General features: G+C 50.0%; 17 protein-coding genes. 2 read left to right on the top strand and 15 right to left on the bottom strand.

Annotated elements, in window-relative coordinates:
- The first annotated feature begins 276 nt into the window (after positions 1–276).
- The gene (locus AC50YG_RS24820; protein WP_494830623.1) at positions 277–1,497 is read left to right on the top strand and encodes a tyrosine-type recombinase/integrase; all 1,221 of its coding nucleotides are present in this window, start codon (positions 277–279) and stop codon (positions 1,495–1,497) included.
- Between the two features lie 80 nt (positions 1,498–1,577).
- Here the strand turns inward: AC50YG_RS24820 and groL are convergent, their stop codons facing one another.
- The 11 genes from groL to AC50YG_RS24765 all read right to left on the bottom strand — a co-directional run bounded on the left by groL (position 1,578) and on the right by AC50YG_RS24765 (position 18,042).
- The gene (gene groL / locus AC50YG_RS24815; RefSeq protein ID WP_473756247.1) at positions 1,578–3,212 is read right to left on the bottom strand and encodes a chaperonin GroEL; all 1,635 of its coding nucleotides are present in this window, start codon (positions 3,210–3,212) and stop codon (positions 1,578–1,580) included.
- A gap of 91 nt (positions 3,213–3,303) precedes the next feature.
- The gene (groES, locus tag AC50YG_RS24810; protein WP_046229112.1) at positions 3,304–3,585 is read right to left on the bottom strand and encodes a co-chaperone GroES; all 282 of its coding nucleotides are present in this window, start codon (positions 3,583–3,585) and stop codon (positions 3,304–3,306) included.
- Positions 3,586–4,002: 417 nt separating this feature from the next.
- Positions 4,003–5,193 (bottom strand): DUF2264 domain-containing protein, encoded by a 1,191-nt coding sequence (locus AC50YG_RS24805; protein ID WP_494830620.1) that lies wholly within the window; start codon positions 5,191–5,193, stop codon positions 4,003–4,005.
- Positions 5,194–5,264: 71 nt separating this feature from the next.
- Complete coding sequence (locus AC50YG_RS24800; protein WP_494830618.1) at positions 5,265–6,419, bottom strand: glycoside hydrolase family 88 protein; 1,155 nt, start codon at positions 6,417–6,419, stop codon at positions 5,265–5,267.
- Positions 6,420–6,474: 55 nt separating this feature from the next.
- Positions 6,475–8,601, bottom strand: a complete 2,127-nt coding sequence (locus AC50YG_RS24795) for a hypothetical protein (protein WP_494830616.1) — start codon at positions 8,599–8,601, stop codon at positions 6,475–6,477.
- Positions 8,602–8,803: 202 nt separating this feature from the next.
- The gene (locus tag AC50YG_RS24790; RefSeq protein WP_494830614.1) at positions 8,804–10,450 is read right to left on the bottom strand and encodes a response regulator transcription factor; all 1,647 of its coding nucleotides are present in this window, start codon (positions 10,448–10,450) and stop codon (positions 8,804–8,806) included.
- Entirely contained in the window at positions 10,443–12,296 is a 1,854-nt protein-coding gene (locus AC50YG_RS24785; RefSeq protein ID WP_494830612.1) for a cache domain-containing sensor histidine kinase, read from the bottom strand. The genes AC50YG_RS24790 and AC50YG_RS24785 overlap by 8 nt, the downstream gene beginning before the upstream one ends.
- 894 nt (positions 12,297–13,190) lie before the next feature.
- Positions 13,191–14,597 (bottom strand): ABC transporter substrate-binding protein, encoded by a 1,407-nt coding sequence (locus AC50YG_RS24780; RefSeq protein ID WP_494830610.1) that lies wholly within the window; start codon positions 14,595–14,597, stop codon positions 13,191–13,193.
- 200 nt (positions 14,598–14,797) lie between these two features.
- Entirely contained in the window at positions 14,798–15,637 is an 840-nt protein-coding gene (locus tag AC50YG_RS24775) for a carbohydrate ABC transporter permease (RefSeq protein ID WP_494830608.1), read from the bottom strand.
- Between the two features lie 30 nt (positions 15,638–15,667).
- Positions 15,668–16,624, bottom strand: a complete 957-nt coding sequence (locus tag AC50YG_RS24770; RefSeq protein ID WP_494830606.1) for a carbohydrate ABC transporter permease — start codon at positions 16,622–16,624, stop codon at positions 15,668–15,670.
- 185 nt (positions 16,625–16,809) lie between these two features.
- Positions 16,810–18,042, bottom strand: a complete 1,233-nt coding sequence (locus AC50YG_RS24765) for an MFS transporter (protein WP_473756256.1) — start codon at positions 18,040–18,042, stop codon at positions 16,810–16,812.
- Between the two features lie 227 nt (positions 18,043–18,269).
- Here AC50YG_RS24765 and AC50YG_RS24760 point away from each other — a divergent pair, with 227 nt between their 5' ends.
- Positions 18,270–18,914, top strand: coding sequence for a GntR family transcriptional regulator (locus AC50YG_RS24760; protein WP_494830604.1), 645 nt, complete (start codon positions 18,270–18,272; stop codon positions 18,912–18,914).
- A 73-nt stretch (positions 18,915–18,987) separates the two neighbouring features.
- Here AC50YG_RS24760 and AC50YG_RS24755 read toward each other — a convergent pair whose 3' ends face one another.
- The 4 genes from AC50YG_RS24755 to tatA form a co-directional block, all read right to left on the bottom strand.
- Positions 18,988–19,584: a TetR/AcrR family transcriptional regulator gene (locus AC50YG_RS24755; RefSeq protein WP_494830602.1), complete on the bottom strand. Its 597-nt coding sequence runs from the start codon at positions 19,582–19,584 to the stop codon at positions 18,988–18,990.
- 71 nt (positions 19,585–19,655) lie between these two features.
- Positions 19,656–20,813 carry a YhgE/Pip domain-containing protein gene (locus AC50YG_RS24750; protein WP_494830595.1) on the bottom strand — a complete coding sequence of 386 codons (1,158 nt, stop codon included), beginning with the start codon at positions 20,811–20,813 and terminating at the stop codon, positions 19,656–19,658.
- A gap of 210 nt (positions 20,814–21,023) precedes the next feature.
- Positions 21,024–21,839: a twin-arginine translocase subunit TatC gene (tatC, locus tag AC50YG_RS24745; RefSeq protein ID WP_473756260.1), complete on the bottom strand. Its 816-nt coding sequence runs from the start codon at positions 21,837–21,839 to the stop codon at positions 21,024–21,026.
- A gap of 37 nt (positions 21,840–21,876) precedes the next feature.
- Positions 21,877–22,107, bottom strand: coding sequence for a twin-arginine translocase TatA/TatE family subunit (gene tatA / locus AC50YG_RS24740; RefSeq protein WP_046229102.1), 231 nt, complete (start codon positions 22,105–22,107; stop codon positions 21,877–21,879).
- Between the last annotated feature and the right edge of the window lie 6 nt (positions 22,108–22,113).

Below are 22,113 nucleotides of genomic sequence, written 5' to 3'. Positions count from 1 at the left end.
GCGGAAGATAGAAACGGGATCGTCTATTAGTTCTTCGCTCCCATCAAACGCACCAGCTGCATATACACGGAGTCTTATCGAATCTTTGTTAGGAATAGTCGGCGCCATACTTATATTAGTTGGAATAGCCGGTGGAGTTTATCTAGGGGCTGAGCTAGGTGCGATTTACTTTCTAGTGGGCAGCATGTCCGGAGTAACTTCGGGGTTGATCCTTCTCGGGCTGGCAGAGATTATTAATTTGCTTTCTCGATTGAAAAATTAATCAAGGAGGTACTCATGGCTTCTTACACAAAGATACCTGCAAAAAATAAGCAAGGGTATAAATGGATGTGCATATCAAATGGCCCGCCCGATCCAATAACGGGAGAGCGCAAACAAATCCGACGTCGGGGAGATACAAAAACAGAAGCTCTTGAAAGAGTCAATGAGGCCATTAAAACCTTAAAGGAACAAGGGCTGGATGAAAGGGACCTCAAAAGCCTCACCTTCGAGAAAGTGGCTCAGGATTGGCTAGAGGTATATGCAAAAGGCGATGTTAAAGCGAATACGGTTAGGATTAGACGTAACGGAGTTGAAAACCTAAGTAAATACTTTGCTAAGGTGAACATTGCAGATATTACTCATGGAGCGTATCAAAAAGTGATTAATAAGTTTTTCGACGAAGGTTATGCCAGGCCGACACTCGAAGGCATCCATGGAGCCGCTACGATGATTTATAAACACGCCATCAGTAACAAATGGGTAACGAGTAGCCCTTGCACTGGCACAGTCATTCCGAGTAAAAGGAAAACCGTAGAGGAGATCGAGAATAACCCAATTGAAGGGAAGTACCTGGAGAAAAAAGAATTGGACGAGTTTCTTGATACTGTTATGAAGCACGGGCTTGATCTAGATAAAGAACTCTTCCATCTACTTGCCTTCAGCGGAATTAGATCAGGGGAATTATGTGCTCTGAAGTGGAGTGATCTTGATTTCGATAAAAATAGATTGCGTATAACAAAGACTCTATACAATGAGAGCAATAACACACGCAAGTATGAGTTAATACCGCCCAAAACGACAGGATCAATTCGGGAATTTGATTTGGACGAAAGCATTGTCAGACTGTTGGAGAGCCACAAAACTGCACAGGAGAAAGTGAAAGAAGCGATCTTAAAATCTGAAGGGGAATATCACGCTGAGAATTTCATTTTCAGTCGATTCAATGGCTATCCATTAGACCTGAAGTTTGTCTCTAATCGAACAGCTCGCATCTTGAATAAAACATCAATTCAAAAGAATATAACCCCCCACGCATTCCGGCACACGCATGTCAGTATGCTCACAGAAGCTGGAGTCGATTTACCGACCATTATGCGCCGTGTTGGTCATGAGGACCCTAAGACGACCATGCAAATCTATACGCATGTGACTGAGGGAATGCAACAAGAATCAGTGGATAAGGTGAATATTCATTTCTCAGACATCCTTCATCGACTGAGTTTGCAGAATCAGTGACTTTTTAGTGACTTTAATACAAAAACGGAGCCCCGAAAGGCTCCGTTTCCCTTGATATTACTGGGTTTTTGATGATGTTATTACATCATGCCGCCCATTCCACCCATGCCGCCCATATCTGGCATGCCGCCGCCAGCGCCTTTTGGTTCAGGCTTGTCGGCAACAACGGCTTCAGTTGTCAGGAACATAGCTGCAACGGAAGCTGCGTTTTGCAATGCGGAGCGTGTAACTTTGGCAGGATCAACGATACCTGCTTCGAACATGTTAACCCATGTTCCAGTAGCAGCGTTGTAGCCAATGCCGATTTCTTCATTTTTCAAGCGCTCAACGATAACCGAACCTTCTTGGCCAGCGTTCGCAGCGATTGTGCGAAGCGGCTCTTCAAGGGAACGAAGAACGATGTTAACGCCTGTTTGCTCGTCGCCTTCTGCATTAACAGCAGCAACTGCTTTATATACGTTAATTAGAGCTGTACCACCACCGGATACGATACCTTCTTCAACCGCTGCGCGAGTCGAGTTCAGGGCATCTTCGATGCGAAGCTTACGCTCTTTCAATTCTGTTTCAGTAGCAGCACCGACTTTGATAACCGCTACACCGCCGGACAATTTAGCCAGACGCTCTTGCAGCTTCTCGCGGTCGAAGTCGGAAGTTGTTTCTTCCAACTGCGTACGGATTTGGCTTACACGAGCCGCGATGTCAGAAGCGTCACCGCTGCCGTCAATCACGATTGTGTTTTCTTTTGTTACGCGTACTTGACGAGCGGAACCCAGTTGCTCAACCGTAGTCGATTTCAGCTCAAGGCCCAGTTCCTCAGTGATCACTTGACCACCAGTAAGTGCCGCGATATCTTGCAGCATCGCTTTACGACGGTCGCCGAAGCCTGGTGCTTTAACAGCTACACAAGTGAATGTGCCGCGCAGTTTGTTCACAACCAGAGTTGCGTTCGCTTCGCCTTCAACATCTTCTGCAATGATCAGAAGCTGTTTGCCGGATTGAACGACTTTCTCAAGCACAGGAAGAATTTCCTGAATGTTTGTAATTTTTTTGTCAGTGATCAGGATATACGGGTTATCCAGAACAGCTTCCATTTTGTCCGTGTCAGTAACCATGTAGTGGGAGATGTATCCACGGTCGAATTGCATACCTTCAACCACTTCAAGCTCCGTAACAAAGCCTTTCGACTCTTCAACGGTAATAACGCCGTCGTTGCCCACTTTTTCCATAGCTTCTGCAATCAGTTGGCCAACTTCATCGTCAGCGGAAGAAATAGCCGCAACTTGAGCGATGGATTGTTTGCCTTCGATTGGTTTAGCGATGTTTTGCAGCTCTTCAACTGCAGCTTTAACCGCTTTTTCAATACCTTTGCGGATAACCATTGGGTTAGCGCCAGCTGTTACGTTTTTCAGACCTTCGCGAATCATCGCTTGAGCCAAAACAGTAGCTGTAGTTGTACCGTCACCGGCAACATCATTTGTTTTTGTTGCTACTTCTTTAACAAGCTGTGCACCCATGTTCTCGAATGCATCTTCCAGCTCGATTTCTTTCGCGATGGATACACCATCGTTCGTGATCAACGGGCTGCCGAATTTCTTCTCCAGCACGACGTTGCGGCCTTTAGGTCCGAGTGTAACTTTTACAGCATTTGCAAGTGCATCTACACCACGCAGCATTGCGCGGCGAGCGTCTTCGCTAAATTTAATATCCTTTGCCATTAACATTTACCTCCCGAAAATATATTCATATAAGTATGCTTAACGGCCTGCGCCGTTTCGTTTAAGTCCAGTCAAGCTGTATGTGAGCAGCCTATTCAAAGATCGCGTGAATGTCGCTTTCTTTCATAATCAAATACTCTTTGCCGTCGTATTTGACTTCTGTTCCCGCATATTTGGAGAAAAGGACGCGATCGCCTTCTTTAACTTCAAGCGCTACGCGAACTCCGTCTTTCAGCGCGCCGCTGCCAACAGCCACCACTTTACCTTCTTGCGGTTTTTCCTTAGCCGAATCTGGCAAAACGATACCGCTTGCAGTCGTTTCTTCTTTCGCGATCGCTTCTACTAATACACGTTCACCCAAAGGTCTGATCATTGAAAATAGCCTCCTTTAAAAATTTGTCGCTTATTTTTGTTAGCACTCATGAGCATGAAGTGCTAACAATCATGTTTATCATACTTTTTTTCGTTATTAATTTCAAGTGCTTGGGAATGATTTTTGCAGGAAATTTACATACCATTGGCAAAAAGACTGTTTTATGAAGTCTTCTGCTTCAACTCATGCAGTGCGAGCGCAGCCCCTCATCCATTGTTGCCGAGCTTGCTCCAAGGTAAACGGTCTTCTGTGAAAGTTTGAGGCACGGCTGAAGCTCATCATTTCTTGGATATGCGGGTTCGAAAAAGCAGCAAAATAAGAGAAGGCCAACCTGTACAGTACAGCCGCGCCTCACTGCTTACTCTTGCTGCTAATAGCTTATACTCTTGTTCTTACTCTCGCAGCCTATTACGACTGCTACCCTTTCAATGCCTGATCCATTGAAAAAGCAGCCCCTGACCACGCTTTGCGCGCTGTCCAATCCTCAGGCTCGCCGCTCCAAAAGGGATGCTCAGCGGCAAGTCCCAGCGGGAGAAACACAGCCGCGCATAAATACAAGCTGCCTGTGGAAATATAATGCTCGCCAATGTCTGGCTGGCTGCCGCAAAAGCCGATGGTCAGCCAGCCATCCTCGGTAAATGTGCCGGGCACAGACAAGCTGCGCCGAATAACCGCGGTCAATGCGCAGCGTGCCTGTGCCGGAGAAACGCTGCCGGGAAGCTCGCCGAGCAGCGCGCTTTGCGCCAAGCTTTGCATGGCGCCACAGCGGTAAGCAAGCGAGCGGCCCAGCGGGGGAAAGGTGCCTTCCGGCGAAATAAGCCGCTCCTGCACCTCTGCCCAGCGCCTTGCTCTCTCCTTGATGCTCGCCTGCATGGCATCCCAATCTTCATAGCAGCCATGAACGGCTGCCACGATGTCAACGAGCATGGGCTGGATTACAAAGCTGTTGTAATAGTCGAAATGGAACGATGGCCCATCGCCATAGGCTCCGTCACCGACATACCACTGCTCATGCTGCTTGAGCGCATAATCAATGCGCATCGGGTCCCAATCGCTTTCTCCCATGCGATATAAGGCCGCTTCAATGATTGCGGAGAAAAGCAGCCAGTTCATGGCAAATGGCTTGCGCGTGCGCGTTAGTTTGAAAGCTTGGATAACATGCTTCTGCACCTTGGCATCCAGCTTGTCCCATAGCTCCGTCGGCGCACGCAAAATCGCCTGCGCCAGAAACGCCGTATCGACAATCGGCTGATAGCCTTCGGCGAAATTCATATAATCAGGCGATTCCGGGTCGCAGCCAGCAGCAATCGCAGCACGTGACAGCTCCGCATATTGCTGGCGCAGCCGCTCCTCCGCTTCGTCTGCCCAGCCGCTGCCTTCAAGCCAAGGGGCTATTCCACATAAGAGGCGACCCAGCGCCTCCAGATGGGTCACATCGGAACGATCCTGTCCCGCAGCAGACTGGACGGGCATCGTTTTTTTTAACTCACGAGCCGCGAGCAGGCGCAGCACAGGCTCGGCTACACGGCATAACTCGCTCACCCAATACTTTCGTTCCTCCGCTAACTGCACTCTCTCGCCTGAATCTGTACCTTTTTCCCCAATCAACGGCCGTTCGCCCCTTTCTGTTCCCTATCTATGCTAATCGAATAACGATCTACTTCCGCCAAATGCTCGACTTACGACCAGAAGCTATTGTAGCCGCGCAGCTTGGACAGGCCCTCTGTAAAGAAATAATCGCCGTAGATGAGCGGGACGTCGAGATTTTTGCGTTCCGGGTAGTGGCTCGTGCCATGCAAAACCAGCCCTTCCTCCTCTGCATCGTCCTCCCATGTGCCATAGTTCTCGTACAGCGATTTCAAAATCCGCTCCCCCGCACTGCGATACAAGTCACGCTCGACCTCTGGCACCACGTCCGCAATCGCCAGCAAGCCGCAAGCCGCGCAAGCGCCCGCCGATGAATCACGGTACGGCTCCACGCCTTCCGGTATCCGGAAATCCCAATGCGGCACGGAATCCTCAGGTAAATTCGCCAGAAAAAAATGGGCCGTGCGCTTCGCCGCATCCAAATACCGCTGCTCGCCGCTATGGGCGTAGCTGAGCGCCATGCCATAAATCGCCCAGGATGCGCCCCGCGACCATGCCGATTCGGCTGCAAATCCTTGCCCGCCATGCTTCGCAGCTACTTCGCCACTTTGCGGATCAAACTCTACAATATGATAGACCGAGCCATCCGGCCGAATAAAATGCTCCAGCACCGTATCGGCATGCGCCATCGCCAAATGCTTGTAGCGCGGGTCCTCCGTCGTGCGCGAAGCCCAGTAGAGCAGCGGCAAATTCATCATACAGTCGATAATAGCCAGCCCGTCATTGCGCTCGCCTTCCCGCCAAGGGTTCCATGCCCGAATATAGCGGCCCTGAATATTGAAGCGGCCGCTTAGCAGGTTCGCTGCAAGCAGTGCCCGCCGCCGCGAATCCTCCTCCCCCAGCAGCTTATAGCGTGCCACACTAGTAAGCGTCCACATGAAGCCGATATCATGGTCAAGCCGGTCATAGCCCATGATGACCTCGTCGAGCTTAAGCTCACAGGCTTCGGCAAGCTCCTTGTAGCGCTCCGTGCGCGAATGTTCATCTTGATAGAGCAGCCATAGCAGTCCTGGCCAAAATCCCGCCGTCCACCAATGCGCCGGCTCCAGCACATAAGTCCCGTTCACGCTTGCATGTGGAAATTGCGCACCGATTCGGCCGCTAGTCCGTCCAATCTTCTGATTCACCTTGTCCCAAGCTTCATTCACCCAGTCTTGCTGCTTCTGCCCCTTCTCCTGCACTGTCATTGCTTCGCTCTCCTTTTGTTTGGCGCATTAATCTCGTGCTCTTAGCTATTCCAGCCTATGGCTCAAAGCGGAAAACAAACTCCGCTTCCACGGCCGCAGCTCCCGCCTGCAAATGATGAAAATCCAGCGTGTACCATTGCCGTTCACGCCCAAAATGATCCATATCGCTCCGCTGCGTCACCACTGGCTTCCACTGCTGCGCATCGAACGCAATCGTCAGCCTCTTGCGTCCCTGCAAGACCACGACACCTTCGGCCTCCCGGGCCTCCGGCATCTGCCGTGCAACGAAGCGCTCGATAATCTCGCGCCCGCCTTCTACTTCCTCCCGAAACCGATACCGGCTTCGGATCGTCAGCACAGGCAGCGCGCCCTTCTTGTTCCACTCGAAGCGCCGCCCCAGCCCTGCAAGGCCCGCTTCCTCGCCGTACGCGGCCTGCAGCTCAAGCTCCAGCACGTCAAGCTCCGCGCTGGTCGCCGCCTGCACAACCACGGCGCGCGCGTCCGCGCCCTCGCGCTGGCGCGCGCCGCCAATGATCGGCACGGAATGTCCGTGCGAGCCGTTGCACCAAAGCGCATACCGCTGCGGGCCAAAATAGTCCGCCGTATACTCCCCGCTGCCCAAATCCGCCATATAGGCTTCTCCGTCCGCATGAAGTACAAACTGCCCAACATCATTATGATTGTGCGGCTCTGCGTTATGTCCGCCTTTGGCGGCAAAACTATATGCAGCTCCATCCTCCGCGACATAACGGGACAGCAGCCACTGTACATTTTCCAAATAATGCGACTCTGTCGGCCATAAGGCAGCATCAGCATACTTCACAATCTGGCCCTCAGTGCTTGCGCCATCACCTTGCAGTCCTTCCTGCAATCCATCTTCCTGAGCCTCTTCCCGAGTCTCTTGCCGGGCTCCTTGCTCCGGCCCATCCCCTGAGCCTCGTCCCGCTTCCTCCCACCAAAGCAAATTCCGCAACGCAGGCGCCCACCTTGCGCAATGATCCCCTGTATAAGCGTCGCGCAAGCTCGCATGCGGCATTGCCACAGAAGGAAACTCCTGATGCAAATAGCAGCTCAGCCCCATGAAGATACCGCTTTCAGCAGGAGCATCGGAAAAATTCACAATGCTGCGTCCACCTGTAAAGCACTTCTGCTGGAACATTGCGATTTCCTGCACTTTTGGGCTGCGAAATAAATCAACGGCGCCATCCGTTGTCGCCTGAAGCAGCTGTGCAAAATAAACATAAAAACCAAAGCCATATTGCCAATACGAATACCCTTCCGCACACGCTCCATCCTCGCCATAGCCGTCCAAATAACAATCCATCGCAGCTAGCGTGCGGGAAATCACGACCTCCAGCCGTTCGCGATCGTCCATCAAATGCAATGCTGCCGCGCCAATCGACCCGGCACATACCGCCGCCCAATTATGCTCTGCGCTCTCCCAAAGATAAGGCCCCTCGGTCAAAAATGGCTGAAACAGCCGCTGTTCCACTTCCTCACGAATACGCAGGTGCACTTCCTCTGGCAGCCGCAAGCCAAGTAGCGCGCTTATTTCGCTGAGTGCGAAGCCAGTCTCCGCAGCGAATAAATCAATGGGCGTCTGCTGTTCTGCCCCACCGACATGCGCGGGCAGACACCACGTCCGCTCCTCGCAGATCGACCAAAGCGCAGCCTGCAGCGCCTCCAAATATGACGGCTCCTCAGGCTCAATCAGCGCCATAAGTGCAAATGAATTCAACCGCCGCCTTTTTTGAAAATAAACCCGCTCATACGGCAGCCGCTCTCCCGTCTCCTTGTACATGCGAAACAGGGCTTCGCTCAGCTCCGGCTCAACGCTCGCCAATTGGCGCTGTGCCTCGGCGCGAATCTCCTCGATTAACGGACGCTGCACCGCAGCTTTGCGCAGCTTGCCATACCATTCATCGCCTAGCTGACCCGCAGACAGCGGCTCTCCATTCAATAACAGCGCCAGCCCGCTTCGACGCTCTGCTGGCAAATACAGCTGTCCCAAGAAACGCTCCGCAAAGCGCTTTTCCAGTAGGAATTGCTCTTGCTCTTGCTCTTGCTCTTGCTCTTGCTCTTGCTCTTGCTCTTGCTCTTGCTCTTGCTCTTGCTCTTGCTCTTGCTCTTGCTCTTGCTCTTGCTCTTGCTCCTGCTCTTGCTCTTGCTCTTGCTGCTTCATAAATTCCGCTCCTCTCCCCATGCTTCCACAGCCTTACATTTGTTCTAAGTTCCCAATTCGGTTCTATCTGTGCTCTATATGCTCTCTATCTGTGCTCTATCCATGCTCTACCCATTGCCAAGCTATTCCCTTTCCGTTCCCTACACCTCAAGCATCTTTCCATCTCGGCTTTAGACAACGAACCCACCTGCCTTGGCATCGCTTATAATCGCTTTTGCCCTCTCCGATATTCCACAGGCGTCACACCTGTACATGACTTAAACAGCTTTATAAAATAGCTCTGGTTATCGTAGCCCAGCGTCTCGCATATTTTGCCTATGGGCGAGCCCGTTTGATCGAGCAGCTCTTTAGCCCGATGCATTTTCATCCGTATTACATATTCGATAAAGGTCTCGCCCATTTCCTTCTTGAACAGGCGGCTAAAATAGCTGGAGTTCATAAACAGCTGGTCGGCGACCTCGTCGAGACTGATTTTTTTGTCCAAATGCTGCGAAACGTATTCGCAAGCGTCGATCACCTCGGCCCGCTTGCTGCCGCTGACGCCATTTTCGGAAGCGGTTATCGCTGACAAGCAGTGGGCAATTAGCCACTCTTGCAGCTCGGCAAGGCTGCCCAGCTCCCACACCTCATGGTGGCTGACGTCAATCGAGCTTGCTGAGCGGGTATGCTGCATCAATTGAAGCTTGAGCTTTACATCCAGCAGCAGCTTAAACACCCAATCCTTCACCTGCTCGGGCGGCAGCCTCCGCTGCTCCGCGAGCGACAGCCAATGGCGCACCAGCTCCTCTGCCGCCTCGCGCTTATGACCCAGCAGCGCCTCCCGCAGCAGCTCGGCCGCCTCGCCAAACCTTTCCAGCAGCGGATTGTCGCTGCCTGCCTTTGCGGGCTGCTCCGCCTTACCGGCGCACGCCTTCCCAATAGAGCCTGGCGCGCGATAAAAGCGCGCCTCCGCCCCGGAAAGCAGCTCTGCCAGCGCTTCCCGCAAGCGCAATGGATCGCCCGCGCTATCGCCGATCAGAAAAGACATCGTCAGCTTCAGCGAGCTTCTGAGCGTCCGCTGCACTTCCGCCAGCAGCAGCTTCACCTCGTCGAAGCCGTTTATTTTCAGCCCCTGCGGACATACCTGCATGATGAAGGATTCCTGTGGACTGTACACAAAATGCGCAGCGGGGCGGATGTGCTCCCTGCTTGCCATCACCTCGCGGGTGACATTGTCCACCACAAAACGCAGCACCTCCTCGGAGCGAAAACGCTGCAGCGCCCGCGGATAATCGTCGATGATGCCGAGCACGGGAATGACAAGCTCGCCAGCTCCGAATGGCAGGCCGAATGCCCCCAGCTCCTGCTGCCATTTGACGGAATCCAGCATCGGCTGATGAAGCGTCGCCCTAATAAACTGCTCCTTCAGCAGCGCCTTGTTGCGATCGACCATATGCTCCTTGCGGAGCTGCTCCATATGCAAATCCTTCGTCTCATTCAGCTCCGCCTGAAATTGCAGCAGCAGCTTGCGAATATCCGAAGGATCAAGCGTATCCTTGAGCAAATAATCCTGTACTTGCAGCTTGAGCGCCTGCTGCGCATAACGGAACTCATCGTGGCAGGACAGCACGGCTACGCGCAGCTCCGGTTTGCGCTCCTTCAGCCGGCGTATCAGCTCCAGCCCGTCCATGCGGGGCATCCCGATATCTGTAATCAGAATATCTGGCATTTCCTCCAGCGCCGCTGCCAGCGCAACCTCGCCATTCTCATGCATGCCTAGCAGCTGAAAGCCCAGCTCCTCCCACTCAATGGCAAAAGCCAGCAGATCCAGCACCGGATAATCATCATCAACCAGCATCACCTTAACCATCAGAATCCACCACCTGCTTCGGAATGTACAGCGTAATGACTGTGCCCTGCCCGATATCGCTGTCTATCGTCATCTGGAAGCGTTCGCCGTAGGTTATGCCCATCCGTTCGTATACATTTACAAGCCCGATGCCCGAGAACTTGCCTGGCAAGACGGCTGCATCACCATCCTCTTCAGCTGCCGCTTCCTGCTCAAGCTTTTCTAAAGAGCTCGCGCCAAGCTTATGTCGCAGCCGTTCGAGCTTTCCCTTCCCAATGCCTTCGCCGCTGTCGCTCACCGTTATTTGATAGCCACCCTCTGCTTCGCTTGCGCTAATCGTCATTAAGCCGGCCTGCTGACTGAGACCATGAATAAGCGCATTTTCAATAATCGGCTGCAGACAGAAGCGCGGGACGAGTGCTGTTAAGCTCAGAGGCGATAGGTCAAGCGTGAGCTCCGCCTTCTCTTTTTGCCGCATATTCATCAGCCTCACATAATCGATCGCGAGATCGACCTCCTCATGAAGCGGAATGACGCCTTTATCCTGGCTAATGGTCATCCGCAGCAGCTTGGACAGCGAGCTGATCATTTCAGCGCTTTCCGAATCCCCTTTGCGCAGCACCTTCATCCGGATCGAATTCAGCACATTAAACAGAAAATGCGGATTGATCTGCGCCTGGAGCATCGCAAGCTCCGCCTTGCGCTTTCGCACCTGCGTCTTCGTAATTTCGCCAATCGTCTCCTTCACCTTATCGAGCATTAGATCGAAGGATTGGCCCAAATAGCCGATCTCATCCTCCCCGCGAATGCCCGAGCGCACCTCCAAATTACCGCGCTGCACCGTCTCCGCTACCCGCCCCAGACGAACGAGCGGCCGTGTAAATTTCCCCAGCAAATAAAGCAGCAGCACCATAAACAAGCAAAAAGATGCGAGCTGGAACATAAAAACGCGTTTAAAAATGACATTCAGCTTAAAAACAGCGCGGTCATAAGGAGTAAGCGACACCAGCTTCCAGCCCGTAAGCGAATTTGTATGCCAGGCCATTAAATAATCCTCTTTTTCGATTTGCAAAATATGCGGGTCGGCCTGCTCGCTCGCAAGCGTTGCGTAAGGAAAAATTTCGCCCACGCGATTAGCGTCGGGATGGGATAAAATCTGGTCCTCGCTGCCGAGCAGCATCGTTTCCTGCTCCAGCTCGATTTTCCGAAAAATATCGCTCACCTTGTTTTCCAGTATCGTCACAATGACGTAGCCGTAGGGATTCACACTATCCCCACGCAAAGCCCGGGCAATAGAGAGCTGATAGGGGCTGCGAATTTTATCACTGTCAAACACCGTCGGCGTAGCCCCTGGCCAAAACGATTGCAGCCCCGACAGCCCATTTAATTGCGCAAACCAAGGCTCCTCGCGAAACAAGCCGGGGTCGTATTCATCAAACGAATAATTGGCAAAATTCGTCCCGTCCTTCAGCAGGATCGTCACAAATGCCTTATCGCCGACGACGGTCATATTTTCAATTTTATTCATAATCTTCATGCGATCGAGATAGCGGTCATATTCCGCGCTTGCACCTTCATAGGTTTTGCCTGAAGCAATCGCTTTCATAATCCGGTTCATTTCCGAGTCCAGCTGTACGTTGTTGGCGATATAAAACATATAATTAAACAGATTCGACACATATCCATCCACCAGCTCCAGCTTTTGCTGCGATTGCGTGACCGCCTCCTGCTTCATCGCATCCTTCGTCAGCATATTGTAGACGGCGAGCGTGATTAAAGCGGGGAGGAGCAGACAGACGACGGCCGCTACCATCAACCGATAGCGAAACGACCTCAGCCGCAGCAGCGACAGCCATTGACTAGACACAACCCCACCCCTTTTTCGTATTTCTTTCAAGTGTAACGGAAACGCACCATTTCCGCGTCGTTTTCCCTTAAGATTTATATATATCAATTGTACTAGAGCATATAAGTTCGGGAAGCTTCCGTCGATCAGCTTTGACCCTAAGATGAAGCTGTTTAAATGGAAATGGCCTTGTGTCGGACAGTGAGGCCGTTATTTGTGAGCAAAACAAGCTTTGGCCGTGCTCGCGGACTCAGAAGCCGTTATATGTGCTGCATAACATGAAATGAGCCTAGCTTGAGGGATATAACGGCCTCACGGTCCGCAGCGATGTGAAAAAGGACAAAAATGGGAAAATAAGGAATTTACAGTCCGCGAGCAACGCAAAGATCGTCATTGTATAAAGAACGCCACTATTGATTTTCTGCGGTTTCAGGCAAAAAGAAGTGCAGCAACAGCTCTGCACTTCTCCCTTTGCTTTTATCTGTGTGGCAAGCAAAAACGATTTCGTCGTCCTTCTGGGACGAGCGAAGAGCTTTGCCGGAGAATTCTAAGCGGATATAAGAATGAAACTTATACATGCTTAGAATTCAAGCGTAAACGGCTGCCGCCGTCCTCTGGCGGTAAAGCTAACGTTTCGCGGTGAAATAGAAGCGGAGTATAAGGGTGAAACTTATACATGCTTATATTTTTAAAAAGTCTGCGTAGCAATAAGATTGGGCTGGAGAAGCGATAGGCATTACGACGAAATAACTTCCGGTAAAAGCGGGAACTAATTTCCTCGTAAGCCTTTAGCGCTCGCTTTTATCGTCAAAACCTACCCATCCCCTTGCTATAAGCAAAGGAAATTTGACGATAACGGCGGCCGGAATCCCATCTTTTGCGCAGCAGACTTTCTTTCACCACACATAGCTACTGCTACTTTTTGTTCGAATCAATTACCTGCTGCACACGCTCCTGCAAAGCGGCAATCGTCTGATCAATATCCTGCTGATCAAAGATCAGCTTCTCATACTCCTCATTGATCACTTTATAAATTTCAGATTGATACGTAACAGGCGGAATGATTTTGGACGATTTGGCGTTTTTCAGCACCGACAGCAGCGACTGCTTGTCGACCTTCTCCGGATTTGCCGTACCGCTCAAAATCGTATCAATAATCGTTTCCAGCTGGGAATCGTCAATGCCATTCCAGGACGGAACATTTTTACCTTGAGCGATCTGTCCTTCGGTCGTATACCAGCGAACAAATTGGTACGCTGCATCCTTATGCTTAGAGGAAGCCGCAACCGACACATAATCCGTCGTCACCATCGTGTAGCCGCCTTCGTCTGCCGCTGCATTTTTCGGAATCGGAGCGACCGCCACTTCGAAGTTAAGCGGGAACTGCTCGGTTCCGCCAAGCTCCGTGTTCATCCAGCTGCCAATCATGACCATGCTGACTGCCTGATTGAAAAACTGGTTGCGGTAATGCAGCTTCTGCGAAATCATATCGGTGTAAGGGGATGCCGACTTGTCCTGCTTCTCCATCTGCACACGCAGCTCCAGCGTTTTGCGCATGAGCGGATTATCCAGATTGGACGTGCCATCCGCCTTCAAAAACTCGGTATTATCCGGCTGATTCGCCAGCGCCAGCTTCAGAAACTCCATCCAGCCGCCATTTTGCGGACCATGGAAATACGTGCCGTAATGCTTCGATGCCCCGTCGCCTGTCGTAAGCGTCTTCGCATAGTTCATAAAGTCATCCCATGTCCATTCGGTTGGCACCTCTAGCCCCGCAGCGGCCAGCTGCGTCTTGTTCAGCAGCACATACCATGGGTTAAACTTGCCTGGCAGCGCATAATATTTGCCGTCCAGCATCGTATCGACCTTGTACTCCTCATTAACCTTAAAGCCTTCTTTAGCAATAAAATCATCAATTGGAGCAACCATGCCCAGACCAACGCGCTGTGCATAGCCAGCAGGATCACTGAACATGATGACATCCATCTGCTCATTGGAGGATGCGGCAAGATCCAGCTTTTGAATCGCCTCCTGCGTATCGCCCTTCTCGCTCAATACGACGACATCAACCTTGATGTTTGGATTTTTCTCCTCAAATGCCGCAATCGTCTGCTTCCAATTATAGCTCGCTTCGTTGCCGAACGTATGCAGCTTAATCGTAACCTCTTCATCAGCCGCCTGCGCCGGACTTTCCGTGCCGCTGCTCGCTGCTGGCGAAGCCGCTGCCCCTCCGCTATTTGCGTTTCCGCCTGATGAGCAGCCAGCCGCCACCATCATAATCGACATCAGCATAAGCGATAACCATTTCATTTTTCTAAACATGCAAACCCTCCTCCTCAAAAATAAAAAATAACGATAGCTGTCTGAAATATGTTTGTATGCGCTTTCTATCTATCGTTATTGTAGCAATGCGGCTGCCCGCTCCTATACTACAATATTGACTACATTTACGACTATTTTGACTTCCCCTATAAGCCTGCTTGGGGTAGGCATCACTGCTGCCTGTCCTGCAACTGACCCTACTACCCCTTTACGCCGCCCATTGCAATGCCCTCGATGACGCTTTTTTGTCCAATGACGAAAATGATCAGCAGCGGCACGATGGACGATACGGCAGCCGCCATAATGAGCGAATAAAACTCGCCATTAATAGTCGTAAACTTTTGCATCGCCAATTGAATCGTATACAGGCTGTCTGTGCGCAGGAAAATCAGCGGATTCTGATAGTCATTCCATGTCCAAATGAAGCGCAAAATCGCATACGTTGCAACGGCGGGACGCACGAGCGGAAACGCAATTTGCATAAAAATTCGGCCATGCCCCGCCCCGTCGATTTTCGCCGATTCAATATATTCATTATGAACGCCCATAAAAAACTGGCGCAGCATGAAGGTGCCCAGCACGCTGAAGCTGCCAAGCAAAATGAGTCCCACATGGCTGTCGAAAAAACCAATCGAGCGATACAAAATAAACTGCGGCACCAAAATCGCCTGCTGCGGAATCATATAAGTGGCAAGTACAATAAGAAACAAATATTTTCCTGCTGCAAACTGGATTTTGGAGAAGCCATATGCAGCAAGCGCAGATACAATACACGATAATATCGTCGTGACTACTGTAATTTTAATAGAATTCAAATAGTATTTATAGAACGGAAATTGCCCATTCCACACTTCCTTGTAATTTTCGATGACATGCCACGTTTTCGGTATCCATTGAATGGGATAGGTGAATACATCCGCCTCAATTTTGAAGGAAGTCGAAAGCATCCAGACGAAGGGCAGCAGGAACAATAGGCTCATCCCCATCATTAGCACCGTGAAAATCGACTTGCGAACCGTATTTATCGTTTTTTGGTTCATTCTCTTCTTGCCTCCCTTATAAAAATGCTATTAATAATTCACCCACTTCTTCTGCAAGGCCCATTGCAGCAGGGTAATGAGCAGCACACAAGCAAACAGGATAACCGCCATTGATGAGGCGTAGCCGATTTTTAAATTGACGAACGCCGTATCGTATAAATACCAGACGATCATGCTAGTCGAGGAAAGTGGCCCGCCCTTGGTCAAAATCGCAATTAAATCAAACACCTTGAACGTCGAGATAATGCCCGTTACAAGCAGGAAGAAGGAGGTCGACGACAGCTGCGGGAACGTAATGCTTTTGAATTTCACCCAAGCGTTTGCCCCATCAATATCGGCCGCCTCATACAAATCCCGCGGAATGGATTGAAGTCCAGCAATATACACGATCATATTAAAGCCGATAGCCGTCCAAACGGTAATCATCATGAGCGACGGAAGAGCGTATTTCGGATCAGCAATCCATTTGGGTGGATTTTCAATACCGAGCGCCATAAGCAACTGATTAACCGGCCCCGCTGACGGGTGAAAAAGCACCTGCCAGACGATAGCTACCGCTACAATGCTGGAAATGTACGGCATGAAATAAGCAACCTTGAAATAGCTTTTCAAATACACATGCTTGTCGATCATAATCGCGAGAAACATCGAAACTGCCAAATAGGCGGGAACAGTCAGCAGAAAGTACGCATTATTTTTAAGCGATTTAAGAAATGCCGCATCCTTCGCCAGCCGCTCAAAATTATCGAAGCCGACCCATTTCAGGCCATCAAAGCCAGCAATAAAATTCCAGTCTGCCAGCGACAGCCCAAAGGTTGCGAATATCGGCAGCAGCGTCAGCACCGTCACTCCTATCAGCATCGGGCCTACGAACAGAAAACCCGCGAGCGTTTCTTTTCGCTGGATCGCGCCGCTTGACCGCCTCGCCGCCAGCTGCCGTTTGCCTGAATGCTTCTGCTCGGCCGTTGTTTCTTGTAGCGGATTCATGAGCCTTCACCTCGATCTATAATGGATACCTTTATCATAGAAAAAAAGCCGTTCGCGCTGTGACGGTATTTTGCCAACCTATATCATTATTTTGACTTTATCGCAGGCAAGCTTATGCAGCTGGCAAGCAAAAAAGCGATGACCAGCACCTTCCGGCGCCAATCATCGCTCTTTCCTATTTCCGCTTACGCTTGCAGCGGCTTATTCTTTTTGTCGGAGGGGAGAAATACGGTGAATAGCCCCAGCAGCGGCAAATACGAGCAGCACTGGATAACGAACACAATGCTTGTCGCATCAGCAAGATTGCCAAGAATGGCCGAGCCCGCTCCGCCAAGCCCGAAAGCAAGACCGAAGAAAATACCTGATACGAGCCCGACCTTCCCTGGCAGCAGCTCGTTCGTATACACCATAATGATCGAGAACGCCGAAGCCAAAATCAACCCAGCAAAAAAGATCAAGATGACCGAAAACGTTAAATTCGCATACGGCAGGGCGAGTGAAAAGGGAGCCGTCCCCAAAATCGAAAACCAGATCAGCGCACGGCGGCTGAATTTATCCGCTAGCATGCCGCCGAACAGCAGCCCAATAACGTTGGCAACCAGGAAGACGAACAGGATCATCTGCGCCTGGCTGGTCGATACCCCGAATTTTTCTATGGCATAAAAAGAATAATAGCTCGTTAACGCTGAAATATAAACATATTTAGAAAAGACCAAAATCATAATAATCGTAACCGCAAACGCTACTCTTGTTTTAGAGAGGCCGCTTCTTGCAAACGGATGATTTTGCACCGTCCCCTTGCGCTCCTTCTCGGCCTTCAAGTGCTTCGTATACCATCTGGCGACGTAGCTTTGCAGCATGAAACCAACAACGAGCAGCAGGGAAAACCAAACGACACCCTTTTGCCCCGTATGTACGAACAGCATCGCCGTCATGATCGGAGCAAGCGCTTGTCCAATATTTCCGCCAAACTGAAAAATCGATTGCGCCAGTCCTTTGCGCGCCCCGCCTGCCAAATAAGCTACCCGCGCCGATTCCGGATGGAATATCGCTGACCCGACCCCAATCAGCATAACCGCAGCGAGAATCATCCAATAATACGCCGAGAAGGACAGCACCAGCACACCGGCAAGGGTGAAAAGAACACCGATCGGCAGCAGCCTTGGAATCGGCCGTTTATCGGTGAAAATGCCAATAAGCGGCTGTAAAATCGCTGCCGTCAAATTAATGATTAAAGTAATAAGGCCAATTTGCGAAAAGGTTAATGAAAAAGAATCTTTAAGCACCGGATACAGTGCAGGCACAATCGCTTGAATCGTATCATTGAGCAAATGTACCGAGCTTGCAGCAAACAAAATCGGAAAAAAAGTAGTGGCCGCCACATTGGTCGGCCGAATAGCAGCTTGATTGGTTGACATCAGGTTCTCCTTTTTCGAAGTAAAAATCGATGTTTGATATGCGATATATTGCATATTATATTCTGATTATGTATGATATAGCAAGGTTTATTTTCCCGATTGTTTTTTGCCTAAACGGAGCTTACTTTAATCCATTTGCACCCTCTTGCTGCTTCGATATATGATAGGAAGTAGCCAAAAACGCCGTTTGAGAGCTGTAGTTTAATTTTCTTAAAGAAGGTGATGTAATGCCGATACCGACTAATTATTCCTCGCCGCTCAGAATATCTGCGAAGGACAGAGCTTTAGCTCAGCTCCAGAAATGGATTATAGAAGGCACGCTTCAGCCTGGAGAAAAGCTGATTGATGCTGAGCTTGCAGATGCACTTGGCGTCAGCCGGACGCCGATTCGCGAAGCGCTGCAATTGCTTGAAGTACAAGGGCTTGTTCAAATGATGCCCAGCAAGGAAACAAGAGTGACGATGATTGAAGAGGAGGATATGCCTAAGCTTTATGCGCCGCTTGTTGCGCTGAATGCTCTCGCGGCAGAGCTTGCAGTGCCGCATATTCAGCCGGAGCATATAGCCCGCCTTAACGAGCTGAACGCCCAGTTTGCGAAATGCATTCAGGAGAATAAGCCATATGAAGCGATCGAATATGATGAGGAATTCCATAATGTCATTTTGGAGCTGGCGGATAATGCCTATATTCAATCATTCACCTCCTCGCTGCAAATGCACCTTCGCCGCTATAAGTATTTATTTATTAAACAGCCTACTTTCATTGCCCAGGTAGGTGTCAAGGAGCATCAGGCGATCATTGACGCGCTGGAGGCCCGCGATGCGGAAGCCGCTTACCTGATGATGAAGAAAAATGTGAGCATCCATATTTAGGCAAAAAAACCAACTTCACCTCCCGCTTGCAATAACGGAGTTGAAGTTGGTTTTCTCTTGTTTATGGATAAGCTTATTCGGCTTGCTCCGAAGGCTTTAACGCTTTGAGAATAAAAGCCGTCGTATCCGCAATCCGCTCCTCCAGCGTAGACGTATCCTCGCCCATAAGCACCAGCATGTGGATATTTCCTTTCGGAAAAAGCAGGGTTGAGCTGACCGCCGTAAAAGCCATATGAATGGAATGGAATTCAAACACTCCCTGCTCACGCCCCTTCAGCAGCCATTGATGTATCAGCTGCCAGAGCGGCAGGACACGCTCCTGAATCATTTCAATCCGCGGTGTATGCAGCGCAAACTCGCATTGAATGATGTAGGATAGCTCAGCATCCTGATAACGAAAGGTGAGCAGCTCCCGAATTACGAGCTTCATGCCTTCAAGCGGTTCCATATCCTGAGCGATAGAAGCGATGCCCCTGCTAGGAAAAAAAGCTTCAAACAGTGCGAAGAACAAATTATCTTTCCCGCCAAAATAATAAGAGATCAGCGCCACATTCGCGCCCGCTTCCTCACAAATTTGCCGGACGGATGTCCTGTCAAAGCCTTGAGCGGCAAACAGCTTTTTCGCTGCCAGCAAAATTCTCATTTTCACATCGATATCCGCAGCTTTCATCTCAGCCTCCTAACGGCAACCACTTTATTTGACGCAAGCACTTGGGGCTGATTAGAAAGCGCGGAAACGAATTAGTTCGACTTCATTGCCATTTGCCCCGGCTTCGGCGCAAGCTGCTTCTTCAAGCCAACCGCTGCCATGCTGATCACAAAACCGATGATCGCAATAATAGCCAGTGCCACAACCTCGCTTCCAATCCCCTTACCACCGAACAGCACATTCATTAGCCCCTCAACTGCATAAGTTGCAGGAAGCGCCTCTCCAAGCTTTACATAGAAATCCGGTAGCAGCTCACGCGGCACAATCGCACCAGATGAAACGAGCTGCGCGGACAGTGCAATAATATTAAACAGCATGCCAGCCATGCCAAATACATATAAGAACATTTGAGAGACAAACATAAACGCAAGCACGAACATGAGCTGGAACAGCCACAGCTTCAAGAAGCCCTGCTCCATTTGTCCATTAAATGCAGCGAGCAAAGAAGAGCCTACAAGCGATACGCCAATTGCCGCACCTGCCGTAATAATGCTTCGAGCTGCAAAACGCTTCCAGCGGCCTGCTACAGCACTAACCATCATCGACGATTGCTCCAGGTTCATCCCCATAATCATCGCGCCAACATAAGAAGCGAGCACCATCATCATCGGAACCATTTGGTTGCTCATGCCTTTGACCGGGTTCATGGATTCGATGTTCGCCGTAATACGTTCCGCTAAGCTTTGGCCAGCAATCGCCGCCTGCTCCACCGGAACACCTGCCTTGCCAAGCGTACCTGCGATGCCTTGCTCTATCGCCTGTGCATTGGCTTCCTTCGTTACCTCTGCAGCAACATTGCTCATAATGCTCTTAATTAAAGCAGGGTTGGATTCATTGATAAAATAGCCAATATCCGCTTTGCCATCTGCCGCCATCGCCTTTTGCGAAAAATCAGCAGGGAAATAAATAATCATTTGCAGCTCACGTGCATTAAGCTGCTGCTTCGCATCCTCAAGACTTGCAGGCTGCGACATTTGGAAGGGCAAATTGCCGACCAAAGAACCTGCGATTTGCGCGCCGAACTGTTGATCTTCATTGACTACTGCAATATGCAATTTATCAATACGATCGGTCACTCCATTATAACCTGTCATCCATATAACTGAAAATACAATTTGAAACATAAGCGCCGTAATAATACCAACAATTGTTGTTGGACGCTTCATAAAAGCTTGAATCGTGTTTTTCATCGCCAATCCCATCCTGTCTGTGTCTATTTATCTGGTTTAAACAAATGTTTTAAACAATCGATTTAAACAACTGTTTCAATATTATATTTTGCTTCGAAAATTGTCAACATGAAAATAATGATGCCTGGCATAAAATCAGAAAAATCCCCGTGTCCACTGCTATGAAAGCAATGGATATGGGGATTTATGTAACGATGGTCGCATACGAAGCTATGAGACTTCTTCGTTCATTTCCTCTTCGCGCAGCTTGTCTGCAGCAAGCTGCTTGCGGTATATGGCAGCGGACAGGAAAACGCTGATTTCATATAAACCGATTAATGGGATGGCCACGAGCGCATCCGATACAAAATCGGGCGGCGTTACTACGACCCCAATAAAAATCATAATGAAATAGGAAATGCGGCGCATTTTGCGCAAACGAATCGGATTCAAAATCCGGATTGCGGTCAAAAACATAATGACCAGCGGCAGCTCAAATAACAGCGAAATCGGAATCAAAATATTAAACATAAAGGTGAAATATTGAATAATTCCGAACGTCTCGACCAAATCCAAACTGTCCGAAACATTTCTGGTGAAATGAAACGCGAGTGGAAAAACGACAAAATAAGAAAATGACAGTCCCACCAAAAACATCAATAAAGCGAATGGGATATATTTAAGCGTCGCCCGCTGTTCCTTTACATGCAAAGCTGGCTTAACGAATGCCCATAGCTGATACGCCGTAAATGGAATCGTAATAATAAGCGCTATGACGAGCGCGAATTTCATATAGACGCCGACCCCGTCCCACAAGGAGAACGTATGCATCGGGAGAGAGCGCGCTGGCTCAAGGCTCATAATGAAATCATAAGCAGGCTTTGCCACAAACAAACCAGCAATGAGGCCCACCAAGATAACGAGCAGCATATAAAAAATCCGTTTGCGAAGCTCTCCGACATGCTCCAGCAGCGGCATCAGGCCTTCCTCACGCAGCCGTTCGCGATTAAAGGGTTGTTCGGTAGCTTCGTCTTGCCTGATTCCCATCTGTCACAATCTCCTTCCAGAAAAAAAGCGGGCCCGATTAATCCGGCAGCCGCTTGTTATTCGACTCAGTATTGTCTGATTTGGAAACGTCGATCCGTTTCTCCTCTTTGTCCTTTGGCTCATCATCCATTACATCTCTTGCACCCGCTTTAAACTCCTTAAGCGTCCGACCGAAAGCTCTACCCAATTCAGGCAGCTTGTTAGGACCAAACAACAGCAGGGCCACTAGCACCAGCAAAATAATTCCTGTTGCACCAATAGATGGCATAATCGT

It is taken from the genome of Paenibacillus sp. J31R34, assembly GCF_059383715.1.
The sequence above is the reverse complement of the archived record's forward strand: the minus strand, read 5'-3'. Positions and strand labels throughout refer to the sequence as shown.